Raw genomic sequence first — 16780 nt, 5'->3', positions numbered from 1 at the left:
ACTGAACGATCGGTCGGAAAACCTCGCAGCTGAGGTGGACGCGACCCCGCCAGAGTCGGCGGGGGAGAGGATGGCGATGTCGCAGGCGTTTCTTATCGGCGGTGCGCGCACCCCGGTCGGGCGGTACGGCGGCTCGCTGGCATCCGTTCGTCCCGACGATCTCGCGGCCCTCGTGGTCGGCGAGGCCGTGACCCGCGCGGGGCTACCCGCCGAGGCGATCGACGAGGTGATCCTCGGGGCTGCGAACCAGGCCGGCGAGGACAACCGCAACGTCGCCCGCATGGCCGTGCTGCTCGCGGGGCTCCCGGACGACATCCCCGGACTCACCGTCAACCGCCTGTGCGCCTCGGGCATGAGCGCGATCGCGCTCGCCGCGCAGGCCGTGCGCGCCGGCGACGCCGACGCCGTCGTGGCCGGGGGCGTGGAGTCGATGACGCGCGCGCCCTGGGTACAGGCCAAGCCCGAGCGCGCGTGGGCGAAGCCCGGCGCCGCGTTCGACACCTCGATCGGCTGGCGCTTCACCAACCCGCGTCTCGCCGCGCGCGACAAAGCCACGTTCTCCATGCCGGAGACGGCCGAGGAGGTCGCCCGCCTCGACGGGATCTCGCGGGCGGATGCCGACGCCTTCGCGCTGCGCAGCCACGAGCGGGCGGTCCGGGCACAGGATGCCGGACGCTTCCGCGACGAGATCGTCGCCGTCGAGACGGGCCGGGGCACGGTCGACGCCGACGAAGGGCCGCGCCGCGACACCTCCCTCGAAGCGCTCGCGGCCCTCCGCCCGGTTGTGAAGGGCGGGGAGGTCGTGACGGCCGGGAACGCCAGCTCGCTCAACGACGGGGCATCGGCCCTGCTCGTCGCGAGCGCCGACGCGGTCGAGCGGCACGGATTGCGCCCGCGTGCGCGGATCGTCGCCCACGCCTCGGCGGCCCTCGCGCCCGAGATCATGGGGCTCGGGCCCGTCCCGGCGACGGAGAAGGCGCTCGCCAAGGCCGGGCTGTCGGCATCCGATCTGGGCGCGGTCGAACTCAACGAGGCCTTCGCCTCGCAGTCGCTCGCGTGCGTGCGGCGCCTCGGACTCGACCCCGAGATCGTCAACGCCGACGGCGGCGCGATCGCGCTCGGGCACCCGCTGGGCTCGAGCGGCTCGCGGCTGATCGTGACGCTGCTCGGGCGGATGGAGCGCGAGGGCGCGCGGTATGGCCTGGCGACCATGTGCGTGGGCGTCGGCCAGGGCACCGCGATGATCGTGGAGCGGGTCGATGGTTGACGGCTCGCGCCGGCCGGTCGGCGCAAACTCCGCAATTCGCACAACCTCAGCCACGTCGGCCGTGGAGGCGGCTGAGAATACGCGGATCGCTGAGGATGTGCCCGACGCGACCGCGCATCCGGCGGCATCCGCCGAAACGCCTCGCCTCCGCATCGACGCGCGCGACGACCGCGTCGTCGCCACCCTCGACCGCCCCGACGTGCGCAACGCGATCGACCAGCGGATGGTCGACGAGCTGCACGCCCTGTGCGCCGCGCTCGAAGTGAATCCCCGCATGCTCATCCTCACCGGCGCGGGCGGGATCTTTGCCGCGGGGGCCGACATCGCCCAGCTGCGGGAACGCACGGGAGACGACGCCCGCCGCGGAATCAACGCCACCGTCTTCGATCGCCTTCGGCATCTGCCTCTGCCCGTGATCGCCGCTGTCGACGGTTTCGCGCTGGGCGGGGGCGCCGAGCTGGCGTACGCGGCCGACATCCGCATCGGCACCCCGCGCGTGCGCTTCGGCAACCCCGAGCCGGGGCTCGGCATCATCGCCGCGGCCGGAGCGTCGTGGCGGCTGCCCGAGATCGTCGGTCACGCCCGCGCGAGCGAGCTGCTCCTGACGGCGCGGGTGATCGACGCCGACGAGGCCCTCGCGTGGGGGCTGCTGTCGAGCATCCACGATCCCGACGCGCTGCTGGACGCGGCGCACGCGATCGCCGACCGGATCGCGGCGAACTCCGCACGCGCCACCATCCTGACCAAGCGTGCGCTGCTCGCCCCGCGCGCCGAGCACCCGGCGATCGACGGTGAACTGCAGGCCGAGCTCTTCGACAGCGCCGACAAGTGCGCCCGCATGACCGCGTTCCTGGAGAGGAAGAAGAAGTGACGATTCCCGACACGGCGGCCCCCACCTCGTCGACACGTGCGGATGCCAGGATCCCGAGCCCCCTCCCGGCGCGCGTCGGCGTCCTCGGGGGAGGCCGCATGGGAGCGGGCATCGCGCACGCCTTCCTGCTCGCCGGCGCGCATGTGCACGTGGTCGAGCGCGATGTCGAGGCGGCTGATGCCGCGCGCGAGCGGGTCGAGACGGCCCTCGAGCGGTCGGCCGCGAGGGGCCGCCACGTTCCGGATGCCGACACCTTCGCCATCGGCACCGACACCGCCGCGTTCGCCGACGCAGGCCTCGTGATCGAGGCCGTGCCCGAGGACCGCGCCCTCAAGCTCGACGCCCTCACCCGGATCGAGAGCGCCGTCGACGACACCGCGGTCGTGGCATCCAACACCTCCTCCATCTCCATTGACGCGCTCGCCGTGTCACTGTCGCGTCCCGAGCGGTTCCTGGGTCTGCACTTCTTCAACCCCGTGCCGGCCTCGGCGCTGGTCGAGGTGGTCACGGGCGCACGGACCGATCCGCGGGTGATCGAGCACGCGACGGCGTGGGTCGAGGCCATCGGCAAGACCGCCGTCGTCGTGCGCGATGCGCCCGGTTTCGCATCCAGCCGCCTCGGGGTCGCACTGGGGCTCGAAGCCATTCGCATGCTCGAGGACGGAGTGGCGAGTGCGCACGACATTGACACGGCGATGGAGCTGGGGTACCGGCATCCGATGGGCCCCCTCCGCACGACCGACATCGTCGGGCTCGACGTGCGCCTCGGGATCGCCGAAGAACTCGAGCGTGCGTTCGGCGCGCGCTTCACCCCGCCCGCGCTGCTGCGAGAGCTCGTCGCCCAGGGGCACCTGGGGCGCAAGACCGGCCGCGGATTCTACGAATGGAGCGAATGATGACGTTTCTCCCCAGCTACGTGAACGGCGCGTGGTGGACGCCCGCCGACGATTCCGACGCCGCGGTCGTACGCGACGCCTCGACGGGGGAGGAGATCGTGCGCATCAGCACGAAGGGCCTCGATCTCACGGGCGCCGTGGAATACGCACGGACGACCGGTCAGAGGAGCATCGGCGAACTCACCTTCCACCAGCGCGCGATGGTGCTGAAGAACCTCGCGATCGCCCTGAACGGGCGCCGCGAGGAGCTTTACGCCCTCTCGGAGCGCTCGGGCTCGACCCGGCGCGACTCGCTCAGTGACGTCGACGGCGGCATCGGCGTGCTCTTCACCTTCTCGTCGAAGGCGCGGCGCGAGCTCCCGGCGGGGAAGGTCGTGCTCGATGGACCGATCGAGCCGCTGTCGAAGGACGGCTCGTTCCTCGGTCGGCACGTCTACACGCGCCTGCCGGGTGTCGCGGTGCAGATCAACGCCTTCAACTTCCCGATGTGGGGCGCGCTCGAGAAGTTCGCGCCCGCCTTCCTCGCCGGGCTCCCCACGATCGTGAAGCCCGCGACCCCGACGGCCTACGTCGCCGAGGCGTGGGTGCGCATGGTCGTCGAGACCGGCCTGCTGCCCGAGGGGTCGCTGCAGCTGGTCAGCGGCAGCGTTCCAGGCCTGTTCGACCTGCTCGACCTGGGCGACACCGTCGGCTTCACCGGCAGCGCCTCGACCGCCGAGCGCCTGCGCGCCCAGGCGAAGCCCGGCGTGCGGTTCACGAGCGAGACCGACTCGATCAACGCCTCGATCCTGGGCCCGGACGCGGCGCCCGGCACCCCCGAGTTCGACGCGTACGTGAAGCAGCTCCTCGTCGAACTCACCACGAAGGCGGGGCAGAAGTGCACCGCCATCCGCCGCGCGATCGTGCCGGCGGGCATGACGGATGCCGTGGCCGAGGCGCTGCGCGCGAAGATCGCCGAGCGCGTCGTCATCGGTAACCCGCGCGCCGAGGGCGTGACGATGGGACCGGTCGTCTCGCTCGAACAGCGCGACGAGGTGCTGCGGCAGGTGCGCGCGCTCGAGGAAGCCGGGGGCCGCTTCGTCGTGGGCTCGGCCGACGCCCCGGAGGGGGCTCCCGCCGACGGCGCGTTCCTGCAGCCGATGCTGCTCGCCTTCGCGGATGCCACGACCCCGGCCGTCAACGACATCGAGGCCTTCGGACCCGTCGCGAGCATCGTCGAATACTCCGACGTGGCCGAGGCGGCGACCATCGTGGCGCGCGGCGGAGGCTCGCTCGTCACGAGCGTCGCCACCCACGACCCCGACGTCGCGACCGAGCTGCTCACCCGCATGGGCGCGATGAACGGCCGCGTGCTGTTCCTCGACCGCGACGACGCCCGCACCTCGACGGGCCACGGCGCTCCCGTCCCTCACCTCGTGCACGGCGGCCCCGGCCGCGCCGGCGGCGGCGAGGAGCTCGGCGGCATCCGCTCCGTGCTCCATTACATGCAGCGCACCGCGATCCAGGGCTCGCCGCGTATGCTCACCGCGCTCACCGGGGTGTGGCATCCGGGGGCCGAGACCGACACCGTCGGCATCCATCCCTTCCGCAAGCCCCTCGCCGACCTTCGGATCGGGGATGCCGTGGAGTCCGCCGAGCGCGAGGTCACCCTCGATGACATCGAGGTGTTCGCGAGGTTCACCGGCGACACGTTCTACGCGCACATGGACGAGGAGTCCGCCGCGGCGAACCCCTTCTTCCCGGGGCGCGTGGCGCACGGGTACCTGCTCGTGTCGTGGGCGGCGGGGTTGTTCGTGGATCCGGCGCCGGGGCCGGTGCTCGCGAACTCAGGGCTCGAGAACCTGCGCTTCGTCACCCCGGTCTCACCCGGTGACCGCATTCGCGTCGCTCTCACGGCGAAGCAGATCACCCCGCGCGAGACCGACGAATACGGGGAGGTGCGGTGGGACGCCGTCATCCGCAACCAGGATGACGAGGTCGTGGCGCAGTACGACGTGCTGACGCTCGTGGCGAAGACGTGGGCGCCCGCTCCCGTGGCGGTGCCGGCATGAGTCTGCGGCCGATGATGCGGAACGATCGGGCGTCGGCGATGCTCGGCATGGTCGTCGAGCACGACGCGCCGGGGGCGTCGCGCGTGTCGATGACCGTGCGCGACGACATGCTCAACGGCTTCGCCATCACCCACGGCGGGCTCGTCTTCACGCTCGCCGACACCGCCTTCGCGATCGCGTGCAACGAGGACGAGCGGGTGACGGTCGCCGGGGGCGCCGACATCACGTTCCTGAAGTCCACCACCGCCGGGCAGACGCTCACCGCGACCGCCGAGCGGCGCGCCCGCAGCGGCCGGACCGGCCTCTACGACATCCGCGTGACGGACGAGACGGGCGACCTGGTCGCCGAGGTGCGCGGCCGCAGCATCACGACCGATCGGCGGCCGCCGGCCCCGGTCCCTACGACGGGCTCGGAGACCTCCGCCTCGCCGGTGGCTGAGCCCGTCGAAGCCACCCCACCCGCGAACAACACCGAGCGCGACGACGCGCTCCGCACCACGGAGGTGTCCCGATGACCCTGACCACCGCATCGCGCCCCGACTCCCTGGCATCCGTCGATCCCACCGGCATCCCGCTCGAGGCCCTGCGCGCGCTGCAGCTCGAACGCCTCCGGTGGACGGTGCGCCACGCGTACGACAACGTCGCGCTGTACCGCCGGAAATTCGACGAGGCCGGCGTCAGCCCGGATGACATCCGCTCGCTCGACGACATCCGCCTGCTGCCCTTCACCACGAAGGCCGACCTGCGCGAGACCTACCCCTTCGGCATGTTCGCCGTGCCGATGTCCGACGTCCGCCGCGTCCACGCCTCGTCGGGAACCACCGGGCGCCCCACCGTCGTCGGCTACACCGCGGGCGACCTCGACCGCTGGGCCGACCTCGTCGCCCGATCGCTGAGCGCCGCCGGCATCCGGGCGGGCGATCGCGTGCACAACGCCTATGGCTACGGCCTGTTCACCGGCGGCCTCGGCGCGCACGCGGGTATCGAACGCCTCGGCGCGACCGTCATCCCGATGTCGGGTGGACAGACCGCGCGGCAGGCGCAGCTCATCCAGGACTTCGAACCGGATGCCATCCTCTGCACGCCCAGCTATCTCCTGACGATCGCCGATGCACTGGAGGCAGCGGGTGTCGACCCGCGGTCCACGTCGCTGCGGATCGCCGTGCTCGGGGCGGAGCCCTGGACGAACGAGATGCGCCGCGAGATCGAGCGCCGCCTCGACCTCGTCGCCGTCGACATCTACGGCCTGAGCGAGGTGATGGGCCCGGGCGTGGCATCCGAGAGCGCCCTCACGAAGGACGGCCCGCACGTGTGGGAGGACCACTTCCTGCCCGAGACGATCGACGGAGAGAGCGGCGAGCCCGTCGCCGACGGAGAGCTGGGCGAGCTGGTCTTCACCTCCCTCACCAAGGAGGCGTTCCCGGTCATCCGCTACCGCACCCGTGACCTCACCCGCCTGCGTCCCGGAACAGCGTTCCCGGCCATGCGGCGCATCGAGAAGATCACCGGCCGCAACGACGACATGATCATCCTGCGCGGGGTGAACCTCTTCCCGACCCAGATCGAGGAGATCGTGATGGGCATCGAAACCCTCACCCCGCACTTCGTGCTCGAGCTGCGGCGGGAGGGGCGGATGGATGCCATGACCGTCCGCATTGAACGGCACCCCACCCTCGAGCGCGAGGTGTGCGAGGCGGCCGGGGTCGTGCTGCAGCAGCGGATCAAGGTGCTCATCGGAACGACGGTCGACGTCCGCGTCGAGGAGCCCGGCGCCTTGCCGCGCAGCGAGGGCAAGTACAAGCGGGTCTACGACCTGCGCTGATCCGCGGGGCCCTCAGTCCCCGCAGACGGCGACGAATTCGATCTCGACGTTCGCGCCGCGAGGAAGGGCGGCGACCTGGTAGGCCGCACGAGCGGGCAGCACCGCGCCGGTGAAGCGCTCGCCGTAGACCTCATTCACCGCGGCGAAGTCGGCGATGTCGGTCAGCAGGATCGTGGTCTTGACCACGCGGTCCATGCTCGAGCCGGCGGCGGCGAGGATGGCGGCGCCGTTGCTCAGGGACTGCGCGGCCTGTGCGCGCACATCGGCGCCGACGAGTTCTCCCGTGGCGGGGTCGAGGGGGAGCTGTCCCGAGACGAAGACGAGCTCTCCCGTGCGGACCGCCTGAGAGTACGCGCCGATGGCGGCGGGGGCTTCGGAAGAGGTCACGGTGGAGATGATGGTCATGAGATTCCCTTCAGGGCGTCGACGGCGGCGTCGACCGCGGACGAGGAGGTGGTGGCGTGCACGCTGAAGCGCACACGGTCGGAACCGTGCGCGGTGGCCGTCACACCGCGCGCGGCGAGACGCGCGACGGTCGTCGTGGCCGGGTTGTCGGCGACGTGTGCCACGACGATGCCGGCACGCGCAGCGTCCTCCTGTGGCGAGAGCACGGGGAAACCGGCATCCGTCAGCGCGGTCATCAGTTGAGCGGTCCGGTCGGCGATGCGTCGGCCGACGGTCGCTACGCCGATGCTCTCCAGCAGCTCGAGAGCGGTCGCGAGGGCGCCTGAGCTGAACGGGGAGGCGTTGGTGATCGACAGGCGTTGCGCTCCGGGAAGGGCCGGGTGCGGACGCCCGTCGTACAGCCCCGCTTCCTCGACGCCGGTCCAGCCGCCGAGGAGGGGGCGGAGGCGCTCCAGCGCCCGCGGGGACAGCGCCAGGAAGCCGGTGCCCCATCCGGCGCGGAGCCACTTCTGTCCGCCGACGACCAGCGCATCCGCGAGGGTCCAATCGGCGTCGATGACGCCGAACCCCTGGATGCCGTCGACGATGAGCAGCCGGTCGCCAACGGCGTCGCGCAGGGCGGCGAGGTCCGCGCGCGCTCCGGTGCGGAAGTCGACGGCGCTGACGGCAACGGCCACGGTCTCGGCCGTGAGGGCCTCCGCGACGCGCGAAGCGGTGACCGGGGCGAGGGGTGCTCCGGCGACGGGAGTCAGGGTCCGCACCCGGGTGAGGCCCGCCCCCTCCGATCGCCACCACGCGTACAGGTTGGAGGGGAACTCCGCCGCGCTGACGAGAACCTCACCCGGCGGCAGTCCGAAGGCGATCTGGAACAGCCCCAGGGAGGTGCTGCTGGTCAGGGTCACGGCATCCGGGGCGAAGCCGCTCAATCGGGAGGCCGCGGCGAGGGCGCGCCGGTCCTCCGCATGCAGCAGCGCGGAGTCCTCGCCGTTCGCAGCCGCCTGGGCGAGCCCGCCGATCGTATCGACCACGGCCTGCGACGGCGGACCGTAGCTGGCGAAATTGAGATAACCGCTCGGTTCGCGGAACGCTGCGAGGTATCTCTCCAGCGCCGTCGAGCTCACGCCAGCACCCGCTGCAGGAACTGCCGCGTCCGTGCCTCGCGAGGGGCGCCGAGCACCTGCTCCACCGGCCCTTCCTCCACGATGCCGGCATCGGCCATGAACACCACGCGGTCCGCGACCTCGCGGGCGAACGCCATCTCATGCGTGACGACGAGCATCGTCATGCCCTCCCGAGCCAGGTCGCCCATCACCGTCAGGACCTCCCCGACGAGCTCCGGGTCCAGTGCCGAGGTCGGCTCGTCGAACAACAGGAACAGCGGTTTCATGGCCACCGCGCGGGCGATCGCGACGCGTTGCCGCTGGCCGCCCGACAGCTGGCTCGGATACGCGTCGATCCGCTCGCCCAGGCCGACCCGTTCGAGGATCGCCACGGCCTCCGCCCGCACCTCTTTGGCCGGTCGACGCTGCACACGCGTCGGACCCTCCATCACGTTGCCGAGCACCGTGAGATGCGGGAACAGATTGAAGTGCTGGAAGACCATCGCCGTCTTCGCGCGCTGCGCCGAGAGGCGGCGCTCCGTCAACTCGTGCAGCTTGCCGTCGCGGAGCTCGTAGCCCATGGGCTCGCCGCCCACCCAGACCTCCCCGCTGTCGGGCTCCTCGAGACGGTTCAGCGTGCGCAGGAACGTGGACTTCCCGGCGCCGGACGGGCCGATGATGCAGACGACCTCGCCACTGCGGACGGTGAGCGACACATCGCTCAGCACCACGTTGTGTCCGTAGGACTTCGTGATGCGCACCGCTTCGAGAACAGCTGCGGCGTCGGGGGTGACGGTCATTTCTCGCTCCTCATCAGCGGGGGACGGCCGAGATCGCCGACGATCTTCCGGCGGAGGGTGCGTGCGTTGCGCGGACCGCCGGGCCGGCGATCCTGGCGGTCGAAGGCGCGCTCGAGGTAGTACTGCCCGACGCTGGCGACACTGACGATCACCATGTACCAGATGGCCGCGGCGATGAGCGTCTCCATGACCTGCAGGTTGAACGACGAGATGTTGTTGGCCGCACGGATCAGCTCGACGTACCCGATCACGGATGCCATCGCCGTGCCCTTGAGCATGTTGATGAAGTCGTTGCCGGTCGGGGGGATGATGATGCGCATCGCCTGGGGGAGCACGATGCGCGCCATGCGCTGCATGGGGGTCTGTCCGATGGACTGCGCGGCTTCGATCTGGCCGCGGTCCACGCTCTTCAGGCCCGCGCGCACGATCTCCGCCATGTACGCGCTCTCGTTGAGGGCGAGGCCCAGGAACGCCGCGATGAAGGTGGTCATGACGGCATTCGTGCTGACGTCGACGAAGAGCACGTCGGTGAACGGGATGCCGATCTGCAGGCGGGGGAAGATCAGCGCGAGGTTGTACCAGAGGAGGATCTGAAGCAGTACCGGCAACCCGCGGAACAACCACGTGTACCCGGCGGCGAAAGCCTGGGCGACGGGGTTCTTCGAGATGCGCATGAGAGCGATGACGACACCGATGACGATCGCGCTCAGCTGTGCGACGACCGCGAGCACGATGGTGCCGACGAGACCCTGAAGGATGATCGGCGAGATCAGGTAGTAGGGGATGTCGCCGTAGGAGATGTCGCCCTGGGCGGCGGCGGCGATGAGGGCGACCAGCAGGAGCACGATGACGACTCCGCTCACCCACCGTCCCCAGTGCTTCAGTCGGACCTGGGGGAGGAGAGGCCGTTCCCCGGCCGCGGCGGGCGACGGACCGCGTCCGTCGCCCAACCGGGATGTGGAGATCGACACCGTCACTTGCCCCCGTTGACGACGGCCTCGGTCACGGCGCCGGAGGAGATTCCCCAGGAGTCGAGGATCTCGGCGTAGGTGCCGTCGTCGATGAGCGCGTCCAGCGCCTGGGCCATCGCATCGCGCAGACCGGCGTTGTCCTTCTTGACGCCGATGCCGTAGGGGGCCCCGTCGATGACGTCACCCGGCACCACCTCGAACGCGTTCCCGTTCTGGGTGGTCTGCGAGATGTAGACAGCGCTGGGGAGGTCGTTGACGATCGCGTCGATCCGTCCCGTGCGCAGCTGGGTCTGGTTCTGGCTGTCGCTGTCGGTGACGACGACCTCCACCGCCTCCTTGCCGTCGGCGGTGCACTCGGCGCTGGTGGACTCGGCGAACTCCTGCTGGCTCGTGCCTGTGACGACGGCCACGGAGTGACCGCAGAGCGTGTCGGGTCCGGTGATTCCGGCGGGGTTGTCCTTCTGCACCATGATCGTGATGCCGGACGTCAGGTAATCGACGAAGTCGATGGCCTGCTGCCGCTCGGCGGTGTCGTTCATCGCGGCGATGGTGACGTCGACGCGTCCCGATTGCAGGCTCGTGATGAGCGAACCGAAGTCCTGGTTCTCGTACTGCACGTCGAGGCCGAGCTTCTTGGCGATGGCGGTGATGAGGTCGTGGTCCGACCCGACGACAGTGGAACCGTCTGCTGCGTAGAAGTTGTTCGGGGGAGACTGCACGTTCGAGCCGACGACGAGCTTCCCGGCGCCGCCGATGGTGCTCGGGACCATCGCGACGAGCGCGTCATCGGCGCTGACGCCGTCGAGCAGCGCGGACGTGTCGGGGATCGACGATCCGGCGCCGTCGGTCTGCGCATCACCGGGCTGGGGTGCGCTCGGGCCGCCGCAGGCGGAGAGCGAGAGGGTCAGGACGGCGCTTGCGGCGAGAGCGCCGATGGCCGTGAGGGTGCGGGCGTGACGGGTCATGTGGGGGGCCTTTCCAAACGTCGTTGTCATCGGAAGCTATCGACTTCGGGTCAATGATAAGAGAATATTATCGAGATGAAGCAGAATTGTTACGTGCGGGCAATCTAAATTGACCATCACGTCGAGGCTGAAGGCGCGGCGTGGGAGGAGATCGATGATGAGTCGGACGGTCGTCGATGAGAGGCGAGTGCTGCGGCCGGAATTCGCGCCGTATCTGCCGATGATGGACTTCCTTGCGGAGCTGCTCGGGCCCCGTACCGAGGTGGTGCTGCACGACACGAGCGATGTGAGCCGCTCCATCGTGGCCCTTACCAACGGCCACGTGAGTGGCCGTTCCGTCGGCGGCCCGGCGACGGATCTCGTGCTCAAGGTGCTGCAGAACCATGAGCACGACGATCGTGACTTCCTTGCCAACTACCTGGCCGTCTCGCGGACGGGCGGCGCCTTCCGCTCCTCCACGTTCTTCATCCGCGACCGGGCGGGCGCCGTCGTCGGCATGCTCTGCGTCAATGTCGACGACGAGCCGCTACGCCGCGCGCGCGATCTTCTCGAGGCCATCACGGCGACGACCGGCGTGCCGAAAGCGGCGGTGGACCTGGGTGCCGGCGCCGCCGCCCCCGTCGCGGAACGACTGAGCGCGAGCGTCGACGAACTGGCTCTGGACGGCATTGACCGCATCGTCTCCGCTCGAGGTGTCGAGCCCCATCGCATGAGTGTGCAGGAGAAGACCGCGACGGTCGGCGACCTGGAGCGAGCGGGCGTCTTCTTGCTGAAGGGCGCTGTGGCACAGGTGGCGAGCGCCCTCCAGGTGTCGGAGCCGACGGTCTACCGGTATCTCTCCCAGGTGCGGCGAGCGCGGGTCTGAGGGCGTCTCGCGACGGGTCGGCCCCGGGCGGCGCGGTCGCGGTTCAGGCGCCGACCCGCGCCAGCGGCGTGCCGTCCAGACCGTCGATGAGATCGCGCAGGCTGTCGAACACGGCGATCGCGCCCGCGTCCCGCAGTTCGTCGACCGAGAAGCCGCCCGTGCGCACCGCGACCGTGGCGATGTCGGCCTCGCCTGCGGCGACGGCATCCCAGGGGGAGTCTCCGATCATGATCCCGGACGATCCGGGGGAGCGCTTCAAAGCCGTCTGGACGAGGTCGGGGGCGGGCTTGCTGTTCGTGACGTCGTCGGAGCTGGTCCAGGCGTCGGCGATGTCGCGCGCATCGACGAGGTCGAGGAAGCGCTCGACGTGGTCGCTCTTGCCGGAGCTCGCCAGGACGACCGAGAACCCGCGGTCCTTCACCGCGCGGAGCAGGTCGTGCGCGCCGTCGAAGGGGCGCACCTCGTCGATGAGGTGCTCGAACTCCTCGGTCCACGCCGCGCGCAGCGCCTCTCCGTGCGCTCGTTCGACCTCGTCTCCGGCGAGGGTGGGCACGAGCTGGTCACCGCCCATGCCGATCGCCCGGTGGATGCGCCAGATCGGCAGCACGATGTCGAAGCGCCGGAACGACCGGTACCAGGAGAGGGCGTGCTGGTAATTGGTGTCGACGAGCGTGCCGTCGACGTCGAAGATCGCGGTGTCTGCCATGGGGTCCGTCTTCCGGTCGAGGTCGGGTGTCGGTCGATCCCACCCGTCCGGCCGCGCGCCGTCAGTCCCATTGCGGTGCCGCAAAGCCTCAGCTACAGTTTTACTGAACGATCGGTCTGTAAAAGGAGTCGACGATGACGACAGCACGGACGGCGGATGCCGACACCCTCGACGGAGAGGCGATGTTCGACGCCCTCATCGAGGCCGACGGGCGCATCGAGCCGCGCGATTGGATGCCGGACGCCTACCGCCGTACGCTGATCCGCCAGATCTCGCAGCACGCGCACTCCGAGATCATCGGCATGCAGCCCGAGGGGGCGTGGATCACGCGCGCGCCGAGTTTGAAGCGCAAGTCGATCCTGCTCGCGAAGGTGCAGGACGAGGCGGGCCACGGGCTCTACCTCTACTCCGCCGCTCAGACGCTCGGCATCACCCGTGACGAGATGACGCAGCAGCTCGTCGACGGCAAAGCGCGGTACTCGTCGATCTTCAACTACCCGACCCCCACGTGGGCTGACATGGGCGCGATCGGCTGGCTCGTCGACGGGGCCGCCATCTGCAACCAGGTGCCGCTGTGCCGAGCGTCGTACGGACCCTATGGGCGCGCGATGGTGCGCATCTGCAAGGAGGAGTCGTTCCACCAGCGCCAGGGCTTCGAGATCCTCCTCACCCTCATGCAGGGAACCGAGGAGCAGCGCGAGATGGCTCAGGATGCCGTGAACCGCTGGTACTGGCCGAGCCTGATGATGTTCGGCCCCCCCGATGACGACTCGCCCAACTCGGCGCAGTCGATGGCGTGGAACATCAAGCGCTTCAGCAACGACGACCTGCGCCAGCGCTTCGTGTCGATGCTCGTGCCGCAGGCAGCCGTCCTCGGCGTGACGTTGCCCGACCCCGAGCTGCGCTTCAACGATGAGACCGGTCAGTACGACATGGGCGAGATCGACTGGACCGAGTTCCACGAGGTGCTCGCCGGACGCGGCCCCCTCAACACGATGCGCCGCCAGCATCGTCGCGACGCCCACGAGGAGGGCGCGTGGGTACGCGAGGCCGCCGCGGCGTACGCGGCGAAGAAGAGCGCCGCCCGCGTAGAGACGGCGGTCGCCTGATGGCCACGCCCGGCGGGAGCCCCGCCGAGACCTGGCCCCTGTGGGAGGTCTTCGTGCGCGCGAACCGCGGCTTGAGCCACGTGCACGTCGGCTCGCTCCACGCCCCCGACGCCGAACTCGCCGTGCGCAACGCGCGCGACCTCTACACCCGCCGCGGTGAAGGTGTGTCGGTGTGGGTCGTGCCCTCGGATGCCGTGACCACGAGCGACCCGGGCGCCAAGGGCGCGTTCTTCGAGTCGCCCGCGGGCAAGAACTACCGGCACGCGGTGTACTACACCGCGTCCGAGGGGGTGCCGCACCTGTGAACACGTCGGTCGATCACGGGGACCGGTCCCTTCGACAGGCTCAGGGACCTGCGGCGTTGGCTGAGCCCATCGAAGCCTCCGACACGGGCGGCCACCGCGACGACCCGCGCGGCGCCGACTCCCACGGGGACGTCTCGCTCGACGCGCGCGAGCTCGCGGCCGAACTCGCCGGGGGCGAGGACCGCGCGAGCGATCCCGACGTCGCCGCCTACGCGATGCGCCTCGGCGACGACGCGCTGATCCTCGCGCAGAACCTCTGCGGTTGGGTGGCCCGCGCCCCCGAGCTCGAAGAAGACGTCGCCCTGGGCAACATCGCCCTCGACCTGCTGGGTCACGCCCGCTCACTCCTGCGTTACGCCGGAAGCTACGACGGCCGCAGCGAAGACGATCTCGCCTACTGGCGCGACGAGCGCGACTTCCGTAGCGGGTGGCTGTTCGAACTGCCGAACGGCGACTTCGCGCACACGATCGCCCGTCAGCTGCTCGCGTCGTCGTACTTCCTCGAGCTCTACCGGGAGCTTTCGGCGTCCACCGATCCCGTGCTCTCGGCGGTGGCGGCGAAGGCCGAGAAAGAGGTCGACTACCACCGCGACCACGCCGTGCAGTGGACGCTCCGTCTCGCCGGTGGCACCGAGGAGTCGCGTCGCCGCTTCCTCGTCGCCCTCGACGACACGTGGCCGTACCTCGACGAACTGTTCCGCGACGATCCGCTCCACGACCGGCTCGAGGGCGTCGCGGTGCGTCCCTCCACGCTGCGCGGCCGCGTCGACGAGGTGCTGGCGGCCGTGCTCTCCGAGGAGGACGTCCCCGTTCCGACCGTCCCGGGCTCCTCCGCCGGAGGGCGTCAGGGCCGACATCACCCGGCTTTCGGCCCGCTGCTCGCCGAGATGCAGGTGCTCGCGCGCCGACACCCGGGGGCGACGTGGTGACCGCGGCGCTCGCGCGCGCGCGCGAGATCGTCTCGGCCGTCGTCGATCCCGAGGTGCCCGTGCTCACGATCGACGACCTCGGAGTGCTCCGCGACGTGCGACTCGACGGCGGCACTGTCACCGTCACCATCACTCCGACCTATTCGGGATGCCCCGCGGTCGACGCCATCCGCGACGACATCGTGCTCGCCCTCACCTCCGCCGGCTTCGACGACGCCGTGGTGAAGACGACACTGAGCCCCGCGTGGACCACCGACTGGATGAGCGACGCCGGCAAGCGCAAACTCACCGAGTACGGCATCGCGCCGCCGACCGGTCGGGCTCCCGCGGGTCCCATCCGCGTGAAGCTCAGCGTCGCGTGCCCCCGCTGCGGCTCCCTGAACACCCACGAGGTCTCGCGGTTCGGCTCGACTTCGTGCAAGTCGCACTGGGAGTGCCGCGCGTGCCTCGAACCCTTCGACCACTTCAAGGCCCTGTGATGACGACCACGGATACGGATGCCGTCGACCTCGGCCGCGCGCCCTCCGCCGCCGGCGCGGTGCGCGAGACCGGCGCGGTGCGCGAGACCGGCACTCGTGCGCGCGCCCGGTTCCACACTCTCCGGGTCGCCGACGTGCGGCCCCTCACCGCGACCGCGATCGAGGTGACCTTCGACGTCCCCGAGGAGCTCGCCGACGCCTTCGACTACGCCGCGGGCCAGTACGTCGCTCTGCGCGCGCGCGTCGACGGGGAGGACCTGCGCCGTTCGTACTCGCTGTGCCGACCGCCGTCGCGCGGGACGATCAGCGTCGGCATCAAACGCGACCCCGACGGGCGGTTCTCGAGCTGGGCCCACGAGGGCCTGCGCCCCGGCGACGAGATCGACGTCATGAGTCCCCAGGGCACCTTCGTCTCGAAGGCCTCGGCGGCGACCGGGCACGTGGTGGCGATCGCCGCCGGATCCGGCATCACCCCGATCATGGCGCTCGCGACCGAGGTGCTCGAGCGCTCGGCCGACAGCCGCATGACCATCGTCTACGCGAATCGGTCCTCGACCGACGTGATGTTCGTCGACGAACTCGCCGACCTGAAGGACCGCTACCCCTCCCGTCTCACGCTGCATCACGTGCTCTCGCGCGAGCAGCGCGCGGCCCCGGTGTTCTCGGGACGTCTCGACGACGAGCGTCTGCGCCTCATCCTGTCGCGGCTCATCGACCCGGCATCCGTCGACGAGTGGTTCCTGTGCGGCCCGTTCGCCCTCGTCGAGCTCTGTCGCGAGACGCTGGCGGAAATCGGCGTCCCCCGCGAGCGCGTGCGCTTCGAGCTGTTCACCGCGGGCGAGGGCGACGCCCCCGCGCAGACCGGGGGAGCGCGACCGGTGCGCGTCCGCGCCGACGAGCCGGTGCGGCGCATCGACTTCACGCTCGACGGCCAGTCGGCATCCGTCGACAGCCCGGTCGCCGCGAACGAGACGATCCTGGCCGCGGCCCTGCGCGTGCGACCCGACGTGCCGTTCGCGTGCGCCGGCGGCGTCTGCGGCACCTGTCGCGCCCGCGTGGTCGAGGGCGCGGTGTCGATGACCGAGAACTACGCCCTCGAGCCCGACGAGATCGAGCGCGGCTACGTCCTCACCTGCCAGTCGCACCCGACCTCCGACGCGGTCCGCGTCGACTACGACGGCTGAGGAGGATGCCGTGACCCCGCCCCGCATCCCCGACGGCGTCCGAACGTCGGGGCGC

Annotated in this window: 18 protein-coding genes; 12 read left to right on the top strand and 6 right to left on the bottom strand. The window is 70.5% G+C overall.

Features of this window, described 5'->3' with window-relative positions; translation table 11 throughout:
• Window positions 1-76: 76 nt before the first annotated feature.
• The 6 genes from B0B15_RS12970 to B0B15_RS12945 are packed head-to-tail and all read left to right on the top strand — an operon-like array spanning window position 77 to window position 6907.
• Entirely contained in the window at window positions 77-1267 is a 1191-nt protein-coding gene (locus B0B15_RS12970; protein ID WP_076676738.1) for a thiolase family protein, read from the top strand.
• Window positions 1260-2138, top strand: a complete 879-nt coding sequence (locus B0B15_RS12965) for an enoyl-CoA hydratase/isomerase family protein (protein ID WP_083709030.1) — start codon at window positions 1260-1262, stop codon at window positions 2136-2138. Before B0B15_RS12970 ends, B0B15_RS12965 begins: the two co-directional genes overlap by 8 nt.
• A complete protein-coding gene (locus B0B15_RS12960) occupies window positions 2135-3034 on the top strand; it encodes a 3-hydroxyacyl-CoA dehydrogenase family protein (RefSeq protein ID WP_083709029.1) in 900 nt (299 codons plus the stop codon). The genes B0B15_RS12965 and B0B15_RS12960 overlap by 4 nt, the downstream gene beginning before the upstream one ends.
• On the top strand, window positions 3031-5085 hold the full coding sequence (gene paaZ / locus B0B15_RS12955; protein WP_076676734.1) for a phenylacetic acid degradation bifunctional protein PaaZ: 2055 nt from the start codon (window positions 3031-3033) through the stop codon (window positions 5083-5085). The genes B0B15_RS12960 and paaZ overlap by 4 nt, the downstream gene beginning before the upstream one ends.
• 11 nt (window positions 5086-5096) lie before the next feature.
• Complete coding sequence (gene paaI / locus B0B15_RS12950; protein WP_306169557.1) at window positions 5097-5600, top strand: hydroxyphenylacetyl-CoA thioesterase PaaI; 504 nt, start codon at window positions 5097-5099, stop codon at window positions 5598-5600.
• Window positions 5597-6907: an AMP-binding protein gene (locus B0B15_RS12945; protein ID WP_076676732.1), complete on the top strand. Its 1311-nt coding sequence runs from the start codon at window positions 5597-5599 to the stop codon at window positions 6905-6907. The genes paaI and B0B15_RS12945 overlap by 4 nt, the downstream gene beginning before the upstream one ends.
• Before the next feature lie 12 nt (window positions 6908-6919).
• Here the strand turns inward: B0B15_RS12945 and B0B15_RS12940 are convergent, their stop codons facing one another.
• The 5 genes from B0B15_RS12940 to B0B15_RS12920 form a co-directional block, all read right to left on the bottom strand.
• The gene (locus B0B15_RS12940) at window positions 6920-7312 is read right to left on the bottom strand and encodes a RidA family protein (RefSeq protein ID WP_076676730.1); all 393 of its coding nucleotides are present in this window, start codon (window positions 7310-7312) and stop codon (window positions 6920-6922) included.
• Entirely contained in the window at window positions 7309-8433 is a 1125-nt protein-coding gene (locus tag B0B15_RS12935; protein WP_076676728.1) for an aminotransferase class V-fold PLP-dependent enzyme, read from the bottom strand. Before B0B15_RS12935 ends, B0B15_RS12940 begins: the two co-directional genes overlap by 4 nt.
• Window positions 8430-9212: an amino acid ABC transporter ATP-binding protein gene (locus tag B0B15_RS12930; RefSeq protein WP_076676726.1), complete on the bottom strand. Its 783-nt coding sequence runs from the start codon at window positions 9210-9212 to the stop codon at window positions 8430-8432. The genes B0B15_RS12935 and B0B15_RS12930 overlap by 4 nt, the downstream gene beginning before the upstream one ends.
• Window positions 9209-10075, bottom strand: a complete 867-nt coding sequence (locus B0B15_RS12925) for an amino acid ABC transporter permease (RefSeq protein ID WP_218123589.1) — start codon at window positions 10073-10075, stop codon at window positions 9209-9211. The genes B0B15_RS12930 and B0B15_RS12925 overlap by 4 nt, the downstream gene beginning before the upstream one ends.
• 110 nt (window positions 10076-10185) lie before the next feature.
• Window positions 10186-11148 (bottom strand): ABC transporter substrate-binding protein, encoded by a 963-nt coding sequence (locus B0B15_RS12920; RefSeq protein ID WP_076676723.1) that lies wholly within the window; start codon window positions 11146-11148, stop codon window positions 10186-10188.
• A gap of 187 nt (window positions 11149-11335) precedes the next feature.
• Here B0B15_RS12920 and B0B15_RS12915 point away from each other — a divergent pair, with 187 nt between their 5' ends.
• Entirely contained in the window at window positions 11336-12013 is a 678-nt protein-coding gene (locus tag B0B15_RS12915) for a helix-turn-helix transcriptional regulator (RefSeq protein ID WP_176776659.1), read from the top strand.
• A 43-nt stretch (window positions 12014-12056) separates the two neighbouring features.
• Here the strand turns inward: B0B15_RS12915 and B0B15_RS12910 are convergent, their stop codons facing one another.
• The gene (locus tag B0B15_RS12910; RefSeq protein ID WP_076676721.1) at window positions 12057-12719 is read right to left on the bottom strand and encodes an HAD family hydrolase; all 663 of its coding nucleotides are present in this window, start codon (window positions 12717-12719) and stop codon (window positions 12057-12059) included.
• A gap of 134 nt (window positions 12720-12853) precedes the next feature.
• Here B0B15_RS12910 and paaA point away from each other — a divergent pair, with 134 nt between their 5' ends.
• The 5 genes from paaA to paaE are packed head-to-tail and all read left to right on the top strand — an operon-like array spanning window position 12854 to window position 16725.
• Window positions 12854-13828: a 1,2-phenylacetyl-CoA epoxidase subunit PaaA gene (paaA, locus tag B0B15_RS12905; RefSeq protein ID WP_076676719.1), complete on the top strand. Its 975-nt coding sequence runs from the start codon at window positions 12854-12856 to the stop codon at window positions 13826-13828.
• On the top strand, window positions 13828-14133 hold the full coding sequence (gene paaB, locus B0B15_RS12900) for a 1,2-phenylacetyl-CoA epoxidase subunit PaaB (RefSeq protein WP_055838158.1): 306 nt from the start codon (window positions 13828-13830) through the stop codon (window positions 14131-14133). The genes paaA and paaB overlap by 1 nt, the downstream gene beginning before the upstream one ends.
• 56 nt (window positions 14134-14189) lie before the next feature.
• Window positions 14190-15062 carry a 1,2-phenylacetyl-CoA epoxidase subunit PaaC gene (gene paaC, locus B0B15_RS12895; RefSeq protein ID WP_076676717.1) on the top strand — a complete coding sequence of 291 codons (873 nt, stop codon included), beginning with the start codon at window positions 14190-14192 and terminating at the stop codon, window positions 15060-15062.
• Window positions 15059-15541 (top strand): 1,2-phenylacetyl-CoA epoxidase subunit PaaD, encoded by a 483-nt coding sequence (paaD, locus tag B0B15_RS12890; protein ID WP_076677611.1) that lies wholly within the window; start codon window positions 15059-15061, stop codon window positions 15539-15541. The genes paaC and paaD overlap by 4 nt, the downstream gene beginning before the upstream one ends.
• Window positions 15541-16725: a 1,2-phenylacetyl-CoA epoxidase subunit PaaE gene (gene paaE, locus B0B15_RS12885; RefSeq protein ID WP_256334313.1), complete on the top strand. Its 1185-nt coding sequence runs from the start codon at window positions 15541-15543 to the stop codon at window positions 16723-16725. Before paaD ends, paaE begins: the two co-directional genes overlap by 1 nt.
• Window positions 16726-16780: the final 55 nt, after the last annotated feature.

This window comes from Microbacterium sp. RU1D (assembly GCF_900156435.1).
Classification (GTDB): domain Bacteria; phylum Actinomycetota; class Actinomycetes; order Actinomycetales; family Microbacteriaceae; genus Microbacterium.
Note: the sequence above shows the minus strand (reverse complement) of the source record. Positions and strands in the feature narration are given on the sequence as shown.